General features: G+C 64.6%; 12 protein-coding genes. 9 read left to right on the top strand and 3 right to left on the bottom strand.

Annotated features, from left to right (window positions below; genetic code table 11):
• Nucleotides 1–32: 32 nt before the first annotated feature.
• The 5 genes from QMK22_RS00735 to guaA are packed head-to-tail and all read left to right on the top strand — an operon-like array spanning nucleotide 33 to nucleotide 4,898.
• Entirely contained in the window at nucleotides 33–566 is a 534-nt protein-coding gene (locus QMK22_RS00735; protein ID WP_283495708.1) for a cation:proton antiporter regulatory subunit, read from the top strand.
• A gap of 2 nt (nucleotides 567–568) precedes the next feature.
• Nucleotides 569–2,053: a cation:proton antiporter gene (locus tag QMK22_RS00740; protein WP_283495709.1), complete on the top strand. Its 1,485-nt coding sequence runs from the start codon at nucleotides 569–571 to the stop codon at nucleotides 2,051–2,053.
• Between the two features lie 5 nt (nucleotides 2,054–2,058).
• Complete coding sequence (locus QMK22_RS00745; protein ID WP_283496031.1) at nucleotides 2,059–2,844, top strand: SURF1 family protein; 786 nt, start codon at nucleotides 2,059–2,061, stop codon at nucleotides 2,842–2,844.
• A gap of 9 nt (nucleotides 2,845–2,853) precedes the next feature.
• Complete coding sequence (locus tag QMK22_RS00750; RefSeq protein WP_283495710.1) at nucleotides 2,854–3,288, top strand: DUF3817 domain-containing protein; 435 nt, start codon at nucleotides 2,854–2,856, stop codon at nucleotides 3,286–3,288.
• Nucleotides 3,285–4,898, top strand: a complete 1,614-nt coding sequence (gene guaA, locus QMK22_RS00755) for a glutamine-hydrolyzing GMP synthase (protein WP_283495711.1) — start codon at nucleotides 3,285–3,287, stop codon at nucleotides 4,896–4,898. Before QMK22_RS00750 ends, guaA begins: the two co-directional genes overlap by 4 nt.
• Before the next feature lie 381 nt (nucleotides 4,899–5,279).
• Here guaA and QMK22_RS00760 read toward each other — a convergent pair whose 3' ends face one another.
• Nucleotides 5,280–5,864 (bottom strand): MarR family winged helix-turn-helix transcriptional regulator, encoded by a 585-nt coding sequence (locus tag QMK22_RS00760; protein WP_283495712.1) that lies wholly within the window; start codon nucleotides 5,862–5,864, stop codon nucleotides 5,280–5,282.
• A gap of 4 nt (nucleotides 5,865–5,868) precedes the next feature.
• On the opposite strand from QMK22_RS00760, the gene QMK22_RS00765 reads away from it, so the two are divergent.
• Nucleotides 5,869–6,168, top strand: a complete 300-nt coding sequence (locus tag QMK22_RS00765; protein WP_283495713.1) for an EamA family transporter — start codon at nucleotides 5,869–5,871, stop codon at nucleotides 6,166–6,168.
• Here QMK22_RS00765 and QMK22_RS00770 read toward each other — a convergent pair.
• Complete coding sequence (locus QMK22_RS00770; protein WP_283495714.1) at nucleotides 6,144–6,296, bottom strand: hypothetical protein; 153 nt, start codon at nucleotides 6,294–6,296, stop codon at nucleotides 6,144–6,146. The two genes, QMK22_RS00765 and QMK22_RS00770, sit on opposite strands and share 25 nt — an antisense overlap.
• A gap of 91 nt (nucleotides 6,297–6,387) precedes the next feature.
• Nucleotides 6,388–7,206 (bottom strand): Bax inhibitor-1/YccA family protein, encoded by an 819-nt coding sequence (locus QMK22_RS00775; RefSeq protein WP_283495715.1) that lies wholly within the window; start codon nucleotides 7,204–7,206, stop codon nucleotides 6,388–6,390.
• A 180-nt stretch (nucleotides 7,207–7,386) separates the two neighbouring features.
• On the opposite strand from QMK22_RS00775, the gene QMK22_RS00780 reads away from it, so the two are divergent.
• The 3 genes from QMK22_RS00780 (at nucleotide 7,387) to QMK22_RS00790 (ending at nucleotide 12,169) form a co-directional block, all read left to right on the top strand.
• The gene (locus tag QMK22_RS00780) at nucleotides 7,387–8,475 is read left to right on the top strand and encodes a glycerophosphodiester phosphodiesterase family protein (protein ID WP_283495716.1); all 1,089 of its coding nucleotides are present in this window, start codon (nucleotides 7,387–7,389) and stop codon (nucleotides 8,473–8,475) included.
• A 75-nt stretch (nucleotides 8,476–8,550) separates the two neighbouring features.
• On the top strand, nucleotides 8,551–11,088 hold the full coding sequence (locus QMK22_RS00785) for an ATP-dependent helicase (RefSeq protein ID WP_283495717.1): 2,538 nt from the start codon (nucleotides 8,551–8,553) through the stop codon (nucleotides 11,086–11,088).
• 46 nt (nucleotides 11,089–11,134) lie between these two features.
• Complete coding sequence (locus QMK22_RS00790) at nucleotides 11,135–12,169, top strand: FUSC family protein (RefSeq protein ID WP_283495718.1); 1,035 nt, start codon at nucleotides 11,135–11,137, stop codon at nucleotides 12,167–12,169.
• Nucleotides 12,170–12,203: the final 34 nt, after the last annotated feature.

Below are 12,203 nucleotides of genomic sequence, written 5' to 3' on the forward strand. Positions count from 1 at the left end.
AATAGGAGAACTGCCCCTAAACCTCAGGAGTCATGACAATGGTTGATGTTCGGCGGGTCAAACTCCCCGGCGTGGGTGTGCTGCACACCTTCATCACGGATGACGGCGGCAAGGTTGGCGTCATCGCCCACCGCTCCGGCCACAGCGACCTCATCACGTTCGCCGACGATGAGGGCGGGCCCGACGCCAGCAAGGTGTCACTGCGACTCAGCGAAGACGAGGCGCACACCCTCGCCGAGCTGCTCGGCGGTACCCAGATCACCGAGTCGCTCAGCGCCCTCGACCAGATCCCGGGCCTGAGTATCGACTGGTTCACCGTGGATTATGAAGATCACATTGCGGGCCAGGCTCTGGGCAACCCGGCCGACCGCGGAATCGCCGGCCTCACCGTGGTTGCTGTGGTGCGTGGTGAATCGGCCAACCCGGCTCCAGCCGCCGACTTCAAGGTCTTTCCGGGCGACACCCTCGTTGTGGCCGGTTCCCCCGAAAAAGTCGTCAAAGCCTTCGCGTTCTTCCGCACGGGTGAAGTGAAGGCGAAGACCGTCGACGCTCCACCCGGGGGATAACGATGCACCTGGGCGAAGACCTCCTCGTTCTCGGGATTCTGCTCGTCGTCGCCTACGTTCTTGGCCGCCTGGGCAAGGTGATCGGGCTCCCCACCATCCCGATCTACATGATTGTGGGCGTTCTCGCGAGCCCGAACACCGACTTCTTCCCGCTTGATTTCCAGTCCGCCGACATTGAGCTCATCGCCGTTTTCGGCCTGATTCTGCTGCTCTTCAGCCTCGGGCTCGAGTTCGACCAGGAAGAATTCTTCGGCAATGCCAGAACTCTGATCATCTCCGGTGGATCCTGGGTGCTCATCAATATGGGTGCCGGCTTCGTTTTCGGCGTGCTCGTGGGGTGGGGGCCGCGTGAAGCCCTTGTCATCGCGGGCATGACCGGCACATCGTCCAGTGCGATCATCACCAAACTGCTCATTGAGCTGCGACGCCTCGCCAACCGAGAGACACCGATGATCCTCGGTGTCACCGTCGTCGGCGATATCTTCATCGCCATCTATCTCTCCATCGTCTCCGTTGTGCTCAGCGGCAAAACGGAGATCTGGCCGATCGTGCTGCAACTCTCCATCGCGTTCCTTTTTCTCGTGGCCATGTTCTCACTCGCCCGCTGGGGTGGGCGCGTGGTCTCACGCCTCATGCGCACCAAAGATGATGAGCTGTTCACGATTCTGTTCTTCGGTCTCGTGGTGCTGTTCGCCGGCATCGGCGAGATCATTGGCGTCACCGACGCGATCGGCGCATTCCTGATCGGCGTCGTGCTCGGCGCGAGCAGCTACCGGGCCAGAATCGAACGCGTCGCGGTACCGCTGCGTGATATTTTCGCCGCATTCTTCTTTCTCAACTTCGGCCTCGCCCTCGACGTGGCGGAATTTGGCTCGGTCATCGGCGTGGTGCTGATTGCCATCGGGATGACCTTTGTGCTCAGTCTCGGAACGGGCGCGCTGCTGGCCTGGCTGCACAAAATGGGGCCACGCGAGGCCCTCAATACCGCCGCGATCTTCGTCAACCGCGGAGAGTTCACGCTGATTCTGGCGACCCTCTCGGTGTCGGCCGGGCTCGATTCTCGGCTGCAACCCTTTGCCGGCCTCTACGTCTTGGTCATGGCCATAATCGGACCGCTGTTCACGGCGAATTCCGAGAAGATCGGGTCGGCACTGCGCCGCCGCGTGCCGGCATCCGTTGCCGCCCGCACACCGCACAACCCGATGCTCGACGAGGAGATCGCCCTCGTCGAAGCGGCGACGGCAGCCCAAGCCGCGGATGCCGACGAGTACACCCGTCGTGCGGCCCAGCGGGTTGTCGACTCGGCTAATTCCCAACCAACGGCCGATACGCTAAACCCAGCGCGACGCTCCCATGCGGGCGATTCCGGTCTGGATCCGATGGCGGATTTTGCTCTCGGTCAGCGTTCCCCCGAACCCGACGATGATGATGCCGACAAACCGGTACGCAAACCCGGGCGAGAAACCCACACAGGTGACTATTCGTGATCAGAATGATGGTGCGCCCCCGTTGGGTGGCCGCACTGCTGCTGGCCCTCGGCATTGCCGCGGCCTTCGCCCTGCTCGGGCACTGGCAGCTGGACCGCGCCATTGAATCAGGCGTGGTGGTGGAACGCAGCACCGAGCAGGTAAAGCCCCTCGCCGAGATCGCGCAGCCCGACGCCGGGATCGCGCAGGTCGCAACCGGCCAAATGGTCACCGTCGACGGAAGCTGGGTACCCGGTGACGAACAGCTCGTTACGAAGCGCTTCAACGGCGGCGTTCTCGGCTACTGGGTGGTCAGCCATTTTCAGACGGATGCCGACACCGCCGGCATCGCCGTCGCACGCGGGTGGGCTCCCGACAAAGAGACTGCCGAAGCCGTCATCGCCGCGCTCCAGACCCAGCCCGAGAATGCCTCGATCACCCTGACCGGACGCTTTCTCACTGGCGAGGCCCCTGAGCTGCCCGACCCGGAGGGCGACTCGATGGAGCTGACCAAGGTCGCGCCATCCGCTCTGATCAATCTGTGGGCTGATTTCATCGACCAGTCGGTGTATTCCGCCTATATTGTTGACGCTGCTGCCCCGGCCGGCCTCGACGTTATCGACTCTCCGGTACCCGAAGTTGACCAGTCGCTGAACTGGCTGAATGTCTTCTACGCCATCGAGTGGGTCGTCTTCGCGGGGTTCGCAGTGTTCCTCTGGTACCGCCTGGTGCGTGACGCCGTGGAACGCGAGCAGGAGGAGGCCGCGCTGGCAGAAGCCGCCTCTGCAAGCTCTCCCAGCGCGGGCGCATAGAATTACCCCATGCCACTTGAACCTAAGCCCGCCGATATTTCCCGAATCCCCGGTGCGCTTCGGCTCTACCAGGTGTCGTCCATCATCACCGGTGTCTTTCTGCTGTTGCTGTGCGCCGAGGTCTACGCCAAGTTCGTGCTCGGCTACGAGCTCGAACTGAACGGCGCCGAGGGTTTTCTCGCCTTCGTTCCACGCGGAACCGTCGCCGCGATCAACCTGAGCACCATCATCCTGATCGTGCACGGCTGGTTCTACGTGCTCTACCTGTTCGCCGATTTCCGTCTGTGGAGCCTGATGCGTTGGCCGTTCCCGCTCTTCGTGCTGATCGCGCTCGGCGGCATCATTCCCACACTCTCGTTCTTCCTGGAAGGCCCCATGACCCGCCGCGTCAAACGTTCCCTCGAACAGCTCGAAGCGAAGAAGGCCGCCGAGGTGCGTTCATGAGCGCGCTCGTCGACACCACGGATGCCACGTTGGCCGACTCGGGGCTGGATCGCCCGGTTCTCGTGGTCGACTTCGGTGCGCAGTACGCGCAGCTGATCGCCCGGCGCGTGCGTGAGGCATCCGTGTATTCGGAGATCGTGCCGCACACGATTACCGCCGCCGAGGTGCTCGCCAAAAATCCACGCGGCATCGTGCTGAGCGGTGGACCGTCCAGCGTTTACGCCGAGGGTGCGCCCGCCTTCGACGCGGCGATCTTCGAGCTTGGCGTGCCCGTGCTTGGCATTTGCTACGGCTTTCAGGTGATGGCTACCGCTCTCGGTGGCACCGTCGCCCACACCGGTGCCCGCGAATACGGCTCGACCCCGGTGACCGTGAGCAACGGAGACAACGTGCTTCTGGCCGACCAGCCGGGCAGTCAGACGGTCTGGATGAGCCACGGCGACTCGGTCGCCACGGCGCCGGCAGGCTTCACCGTGCTCGCCTCCTCGGCGTCCACCCCGGTCGCTGCATTCGCCAATGACGCCAAGCGGCTCTACGGCGTGCAATGGCACCCCGAGGTCAAGCACTCCGAAAACGGCCAGCACGTGCTCGAGAACTTTCTGCACCGCGCCGCCGGCATCAACCCGGATTGGAACAGCGGCAACGTCATCGCCGAGCAGGTTGCGAAAATTCGCGCCCAGGTCGGCACCGGCAAGGTCATCTGCGGGCTCTCCGGCGGGGTTGACTCCGCCGTGGCCGCCGCCCTCGTGCACAAGGCCATCGGCGACCAGCTGGTCTGCGTCTTCGTCGACCACGGCCTACTGCGCGAAGACGAACGTCGCCAGGTGGAAGAGGACTACGTGAAGGCCACCGGTATTCGGCTGGTCACCGTCGATGTGCGTGAGCAGTTTCTCACCGCACTGGACGGCGTCAGCGACCCGGAAACCAAGCGCAAAATCATCGGCCGCGAGTTCATCCGCACCTTCGAGCAGGCCCAGGCCGAACTCGTACTCGAGGCGAAGGAGACCGACGGCGACCCGATTGCTTTCCTCGTGCAGGGCACGCTCTACCCCGACGTTGTCGAATCCGGCGGCGGTAGCGGAACCGCCAACATCAAGAGTCATCACAACGTGGGGGGCCTGCCCGACGACCTCAAGTTTGAGCTGGTCGAGCCGCTGCGCACCCTGTTCAAGGACGAGGTGCGCGCGATTGGCGCCGAGCTCGGCCTGCCGGCCGAGATCGTGCAACGCCAGCCCTTTCCCGGCCCCGGCCTCGGTATCCGCATCGTCGGTTCGATCACTCAGGAGCGCCTCGATCTGCTGCGCCAAGCGGATGCGATCGTTCGGTTCGAGCTGACCGCAGCCGGTCTCGACCGCGAGATCTGGCAATGCCCGGTTGTACTCCTGGCAGACGTGCGCTCGGTGGGTGTGCAGGGCGACGGCCGCACCTACGGCCATCCGATCGTGCTGCGCCCGGTGTCCAGCGAGGATGCCATGACCGCCGACTGGACTCGCCTGCCCTACGACCTGCTGGCCAAGATCAGCAATCGAATCACCAACGAGGTCGACGGGGTGAACCGCGTGGTGCTCGACGTCACGAGCAAGCCGCCGGGAACCATCGAGTGGGAGTAATCCTGTCGCACTGTCTCAGGCAGTAGCGTGACCAGAAGGGCCGGCTCTCGAGTCGGCCCTTTCTGTCTGCCCGCCCCGACATTCGGCGAGCCCTCCGTCGACTACTTCGAGTTGCCCGGTTCATCGTGCGCCGGCGCTGCCCGCCTTCGATCAGCGGAGCGGATTCCGCCGTGCGGTTCCGTGCGGTTCCGTGAGGTTCCTGAGGTTCCTGAGGTTCCTGGGGTTCCTGGGGTTCCTGGGTTCCTGGGTTGCCGCTCGGCTGATCCGCTGCAGCAGCTCCGCCAGGATCCTGCTCCTCGACCGTGAGAATTTCAGTGATGGCGCGCTCGGTCTCGACGTGCGGGGCCAGTGCGGCGTCGATGAGTCGCTTTCCGACAGCCGTCAGCACCACCAGGGTGCCGCGGCCGTCGTCGGGATGTGCTCACGGCCGACGAGCCTTCGCGACTGCAGCTTGTTCAGACGTTGGGCGACCGCGCTCGTTGAGATCATCGCATTGCGGGCCAGCGCCGCCGGTGTGATCCGATCGGGCGCCCCGCTCCGGCGCAGCGTGGCCAATACGTCGAAAGAGGATGCGTCCAGTCCGTACCGAGCAAAAGTGACGCCCAGACGCGACTCGACGGCCTGGGCCGTGCGACTCAACCGGCCGATGACGGCCATCGGGGAGACGTCGAGATCGGGCTTCTCGGCATTCCATTGTTCAAGGATGCGATCGACCTGGTCTGCGTGGTCAGCGGCGCGGCCGGCGCGTTCGGTGTCAGTCTGATCGTGCTCCAGTCGCAGGCGCGGCTCGACGCCATTGGACTCCGCGCCGCGCTCGCCGGCACTCTGTGCATGGCGTCCGGGATCGTGCTCTCCAAGAAGTGGGGGCAGCCTGCACCGCTTCTGGCGACAACGTCGTGGCAGCTCATTGCGGGCCGACTCACGCTCCTGCCCGTGCTGCTGCTGCTTCGAGGGCGTTCCGACCACGCCGTTGACCGCGACCAACCTCGCCGGGTACGCCTATCTCTCGGTGGTCGGCACGGCATTCGCCTACGTCGCCTGGTTCCACGGCATTGCGCGCCTGCCGGCAAGCACGATTGCGTTCCTCGGCTTGCTGAGCCCGGTCGTAGCCATCCTGCTGGGCTGGACGATTGCCGGCGAACACCTCGGGCTGATTCAGATCGTTGGAATCGTCATCGTCCTGGGTTCAGTCTCTGCTGTCATCGTCGTAAAAGCGGCGAAACCCGATGGCGGGCATCGGCTGGATCAGTCCTTGGGGGCTCTGAGGTAGCGACGAATGGCGAGGATGACCACCCAGGCGAGGCCGAGGAGCACGATGGCGCTGCCGATGTAGCCGAACGTGGCGTTCAGGCCGTTCGTCTCGAGGGGAAGCAGCGCGTGCAGGTCTGTGAAACTCATTGCCTAAGCCAACCACAGTGTGGCGGGCGTGGCGTACGAAAAAGCGCCCTCGTTCCACAGAACGAGGGCGCTTATCGATGCGTGAGTGCTGCTAATTGCGGCTGAGGGCGAAGATGCGCAGCAGCTCAACGTAGAGCCAGACGACGGTCATCATGATGCCGAATGCGCCGCTCCAGCCGTACTTGCGCGGCAGGCGGTTGTTGACGCCCTTCTGGATGAAGTCGAAGTCCAGCACGAGCGAGTACGCGGCCATGAGCACGGCGAGAATACCGATGACGATGCCGAGCTTGAAGTCGAAGCCGAGAATGCTGACGCTGGCACTGCGCATGCCGAAGGCCTGGTCACTGCCGCCGAAGATCATCATGCCGACATTGATCAGCGAGAACGCGCCGTAGCCGATCATGGCGATCAGGAAGACCTTGGTGGCCTTCTTCGAGGCACGGATCTTGCCGCTCTTGAACAGTGCCAGGGTGACCACAACGACGACCAGCGTGGCGAGAACGGCCTGCGTGACGACGCCCGGGTAGAGCGACTCGAAGATGCTGGAGATGCCGCCGACGAACAAGCCCTCTGCGGCCGCGAAAGCGAGGATCAGCGGAGCCGACGGCTCCTTTTTGAAGACGTTGACCAGGCCGAGAACGAAACCGCCAAGGGCACCGAGAATGAACAGGAACGGCAGCACCGGGGTGGCGACCCAGGAAATCGCCGCGGCTACGATCAGCAGGGCGAAGCCCAAGCCGGTCTTGGTGATGGTGTCTTCGTAGGTCATGCGTTCGGTGTCTTGCGCACCGGCGGAGGGCCGGTTGTACATCGACTGCAGATCGTTGTCAGAAAGGGCCTGCGACGACGCCACTGCGCCACGAGCGCCGAACGCTTCGTTGCGGGAGAAAGCGGGGTTGGAGGATGCCATGGGGTGCTGTACTCACAATCAGCTGGAGGAGTAGTGGAAGCGCGCCGGCGAACCGACATGCAGCGCCTGGTGCGGCGCTCCTTCAACGGTACCCGAGTGCACATGCGAATGCGCAGGGGATCAGCCGATTTGCAGCAACGTGGCTGGGTCTGATCGTGGTGACGCGGCTAGCCTGAAACCATGCAACCGATTGTCATTGGCCACCGCGGTGCAAGCGGCTACCGGCCCGAACACACCCGCAGCGCATTTTCGCTCGCTTTCGCGCTGGGCGCCGACGCCGTCGAGCCCGATCTCGTCGCGACCCGTGACGGCGTGCTGGTCATTCGTCATGAGAACGAGATATCCGGCACAACGGATGTCGCCACCCGCGCCGACTTCATGGCTCGCCGCACGCAGAAACACGTTGATGGGCAGCTGGTCACCGGCTGGTTCACCGAAGACTTCACCTGGGCGGAACTCAGCACGCTGCGGGCCAGGGAGCGCCTGCCCGCCCTGCGGCAGAGCAACACGACCTTCGACGACCAGCAGCCGATCCTGCGACTGCGCGACCTGTTCGACCTGGTCGACGCCGCGGCCGAACACACCGACCGCGCGCTCGGCATCGTCGCCGAGATCAAGCACGCCAACTATTTCGCCGCCCTCGGGCTGCCGCTGGCCGAACTGTTCGCCACCGAAGTCTCAGAGGCCGGCTGGAACACCGACCGGCTCACCGTGGAAAGCTTCGAACCGAGCGCCCTCGCCCAGGTTCGGGCCCAGGGCGTGCGCGGCAAACGCATTTTTCTGCTCGAAGACAGTGGGCATCCGGCCGACCAGCTCGCCGAGTTCGGCGCCGGCGCGCTGAGCTACGCCGAGCATCTGACGACCGACGGGCTGGCGAATCTCGCGGCCGGCCGCCCGGGCAGCCGTGTGTCCGGCGGCACTCGCAGCAGCATGGCTACGAGCACGGCCACGAGCGATACCGGTCGTGACGGCCGGGGGATCGACGGCATCAGCGTACCCAAGTCGCTCATTCTCGAAACGGATGACGTTGGTGACGTTGCCGGGGCGTCCGCTCTGGTTGACGACGCCCACGCCGCGGGGCTGGAAATCTACTGCTGGACTCTGCGCCCGGAGAACAAGTTTTTGGCGAAGACGTTTCAGAACGGCACCCGCAAGGCGGACTACGGACACTGGCAGTCGGAGTTTCGCGTGATTCTCGAATCGGGCATCGACGGCGTGTTCGCCGACCACCCCGATCTGGCCGTGCACGTGCGCGACGAACTTCGCTGAATTCGCCCCGCGTGACCTGCCCGGCACTCCTGACCTGCCCTCCTGTCAGGGGCCTCGCCTACACTGGAAACCGACATGAGCACACCTTTTAACACGCCATCCGCCCCCGCAAACCCTGATCGTTCGGCCACGCCGATCATTCTCGATGCACGCGGACACGCGGGCGCGGCTGGCGGCGAGCAGAGCCCACTGCTCGCGGGACTCAACCCGCAGCAGAAAGAGGCCGTCGAGTACCGCGGGCAGGCTCTCCTGATCATCGCCGGTGCTGGCTCGGGCAAGACCAGCGTGCTCACCCGCCGCGTGGCGAGCCTGCTCGAAACCCGCGATGCCTGGCCGAGCCAGATTCTGGCAATCACCTTCACCAACAAGGCCGCGGCCGAAATGCGCGAGCGCGTACACGCCATCCTCGGCCAGGGGTCCGACGGAATGTGGATCAGCACCTTTCACTCCTCCTGCGTGCGCATTTTGCGGCGCGAAGCCGAGAAGATCGGTCTGTCGAGTACCTTCAGCATCTACGACTCGGCCGACAGCAAGGTCACTCTCAAACGCATCATCAAGGGCCTCGACGCCGACACCTACGGGTTTACGCCGGGGTCGGCGGGCGCCAAGATTTCCAAGCTCAAGAACGAACTCGCCGACGCGGATTCCTACGCGCGCAACGCGAACATGAGCGATCCACAAGAGGTCATGTTCGTGGAGATCTTTCGGCAGTACTCGGCCCGGCTGCGGGCCGCGAGCGCACTCGATTTCGACGACCTCATCGGCGAGACCGTCTACCTGTTCCGCGCCTTCCCCAAAGTCGCCGCACTCTACCGGCGTCGGTTTCGACACCTGCTGGTAGACGAATACCAGGACACCAACCACGCCCAGTACGCCCTCGTGCACGAACTCACTAGGCCGGTTACCGCCGAGCTCGCCCAGGAGATGGAAGATGACGGCGTGCACGTACGCAACCTGCGCGACGCCTCTGGCGCCATCCCCGGGGCATCACTGACCGTGGTGGGTGACTCCGACCAATCGATCTACGCCTTCCGCGGGGCGGACACCCGCAACATCAGCGGATTCGAGCGAGACTACCCGGGAGCGAAGGTGATTCTGCTCGAGCAGAACTACCGGTCGACCCAGAATATTCTCTCGGCGGCCAACGCGGTGATCGGCCACAACTTTGATCGCACCGACAAGAAACTGTGGAGCGCGGGCGGCGACGGCGAGAAGATCATCGGGTACACCGCGTACTCCGGGCACGATGAAGCCCAATTCGTCTCCGACGAAATCCAGGTGCTGCACGCGGCGGGCATGGCGTACCGCGACATGGCCGTGTTCTACCGCACCAATGCGCAGACCCGAGCGCTCGAAGAAATTCTGGTGCGCTCGGCCACGCCGTACCGGGTGGTCGGCGGCACCAAGTTCTACGAACGGGCCGAGATCAAAGACGCCCTGGCCTACCTCATCGCCGTGGCCAACCCGGTCGATGAACTCGCCCTGCGGCGCATTCTGAACACCCCCAAACGCGGCATCGGTCCCGCCACCGAGACCGCGCTGTCAAGCTTCGCCGACGACAACGAACTCAGTTTTCGGCAGGCCATGCGCAACTGTGCCGCACTCGGGCTCGGGCCGAAGGTGACCGGCGCCATCCTGAAGCTCGCCGAACTGCTCGATTCCGCCGCGCTCATGCTCGTTCCCACCTCGGTCACCGACGATGGTGTGGGGGTCGGCGGCGCGAACGTCTCCGAGGTTCTCGAGTTTCTGCTGGCCGGCAGCGGGTTGCTCGCCGTGCTGCGCAACAGCCGCGACCCGCAAGACGAGGTGCGCGCCGAGAACATCGAAGAACTCGTCGCCCAGACCAAAGATTTCAACAAGGAGAACCCCGACGGCGGGCTCGTCGACTTTCTCACCCAGGTATCGCTCGTGGCCGCCGCCGACGACCTCGACGACGCCTCGGGCACGGTTTCGCTGATGACCCTGCACACAGCCAAGGGCCTGGAATACGAGGCGGTGTTCCTCACCGGCGTTGAAGAGGGACTGCTGCCGCACCAGATGTCGGCGAATGAACCCGGCGGACCGGCCGAAGAACGCCGCCTGTTCTACGTGGGCATCACCCGCGCCCGCAAACGGCTCTACCTCTCGCTCGCCATGACCCGCGCCCAATTCGGCGATATCAACGTGGCGATGCCGAGTCGCTACTTACAAGAGATTCCGGCCGAACTAATTGACTGGAAGCAGTCGCCGGGCATGGCCAACTCGCGCGGCGGAACCCAACCGCGCGCGCTGAATGCGCGCCGCGATTCGGGTTTCGGCGGCTTTGGAAATTCGTTGGGTGGTTCCAGCAGCGACGGCTACGGCGGGCGCAGCCGTACCGGTACCAGCGCGAAGCCGGCCGGCTTGCCGCCGGGCAAGCCGAAGACTGAGTGGGCGAACAAGATCACCGGAACGGTGCGCGACAACGGCAGCCTCGAGCTGGTCGCGGGCGACCGCATCCGTCATCATGATTTCGGCGAGGGCCGGGTCAACCAGGTCACCGGCGAGGGCACGAAGCGCATCGCACACGTGCAGTTTGACAGCATGGGTGCCAAGAAGCTATTGATCAAGATCGCTCCGATCGAAAAGATCTAGGGTGCACCCGATCCACCTTCCCGGGGGTGCCGCACAGCCTGAAAGCTTGAGACAGTGGGCGCGCTCGCTGCGTGCCTTCCAATTCGAGGTCGCCACCCGGGCAGCAGTGGCCGCCGCGCTGCCGCTCACCGTACTCGTTCTCACCGGCCACCTCGACTGGACCGCCTACGCGGCCTTCGGTGCAATGACGTCGCTGTTCGGCCGCAATGAGCCTTACCGGGTGCGCCTGCGCACGGTCACCGTCGCCGGAACCCTCATGCTGGTGATCATCACAGTCGCCCTCGTACTGGCCGTGATCGAGGCACCGTTGCTCGTGCTCACCGCAGGGCTGGTGGTGGTGATCGTGGTCGGAATTCTCGTGGCATCCACGGCCGGGCTGTTTCCGGCTACGCCGATCTTCTTTGTCTTCGGCTACGCCGTCATCGCGCAACTGCCCACTCCCGGCGCTGAGTTCTGGCCGCGGCTGCTCGTAGCGGGGGCGTCCGCCGCGTTCGCCTGGTTGCTCACCATGTCGGGCTGGCTGCTGCGCCGGGTTGCGGGGCGGCGAGAACCCGACCTGTTCAAAAACCTTCTGCACGGCGCGCTCGTGCGGCCCCGGGCCATCCGTGACAGCCGGGTCTGGGTCTCCATCGCGCAGAACGTGGTCGGTGCGCTCGCGGCCGGTGCGCTCGCGTTGGCCGCCGGCATTGGGCATCCGTATTGGGCCGTGGTCAGTGTCGTGGCGGTACTTCCGCCGCCCGGTGCGGCACACTCCACGTCGCGAGCCATTCACCGCATGATCGGTACGACGCTCGGCGTTGGCCTCACCGCGCTCGTGCTACTGCCGGGTCCGCCCGTCGCCGTGCTCATCCTGGTGATCGCCCTCGGACAATTTGGCGCTGAAATTCTGATCGGCCGACACTACGGCGCGGCCCTGCTGTTTGTGACCCCACTGGCACTGACCGTGGTGCATCTCACGAGCCCGGCGCCGGTGCCGGCGCTGTTGGTCGATCGCGTGCTGGAAACGGTGCTCGGCAGCGTCATCGCCCTCATCATCGTGCTGCTCGTGCGGGCGAGGGCGAAGTCGAAAGTCGAGCATTGACAACCCACAGGCTGTTCACAGGTTATCGATAGCC

Source organism: Cryobacterium sp. PH29-G1 (assembly GCF_030063365.1).
Lineage (GTDB): Bacteria > Actinomycetota > Actinomycetes > Actinomycetales > Microbacteriaceae > Cryobacterium.

Excerpts from the sequence above, each read along its gene's own strand:
- QMK22_RS00750 (WP_283495710.1), top strand. The coding sequence starts at position 2,854 with ATGCCACTTGAACCTAAGCCCGCCGATATTTCCCGAATCCCCGGTGCG.
- QMK22_RS00780 (WP_283495716.1), top strand. The coding sequence starts at position 7,387 with ATGCAACCGATTGTCATTGGCCACCGCGGTGCAAGCGGCTACCGGCCC.
- QMK22_RS00735 (WP_283495708.1), top strand. The coding sequence starts at position 33 with ATGACAATGGTTGATGTTCGGCGGGTCAAACTCCCCGGCGTGGGTGTG.
- QMK22_RS00775 (WP_283495715.1), bottom strand. The coding sequence starts at position 7,206 with ATGGCATCCTCCAACCCCGCTTTCTCCCGCAACGAAGCGTTCGGCGCT.
- guaA (WP_283495711.1), top strand. The coding sequence starts at position 3,285 with ATGAGCGCGCTCGTCGACACCACGGATGCCACGTTGGCCGACTCGGGG.
- QMK22_RS00745 (WP_283496031.1), top strand. The coding sequence starts at position 2,059 with ATGATGGTGCGCCCCCGTTGGGTGGCCGCACTGCTGCTGGCCCTCGGC.
- QMK22_RS00770 (WP_283495714.1), bottom strand. The coding sequence starts at position 6,296 with ATGAGTTTCACAGACCTGCACGCGCTGCTTCCCCTCGAGACGAACGGC.
- QMK22_RS00785 (WP_283495717.1), top strand. The coding sequence starts at position 8,551 with ATGAGCACACCTTTTAACACGCCATCCGCCCCCGCAAACCCTGATCGT.
- QMK22_RS00740 (WP_283495709.1), top strand. The coding sequence starts at position 569 with ATGCACCTGGGCGAAGACCTCCTCGTTCTCGGGATTCTGCTCGTCGTC.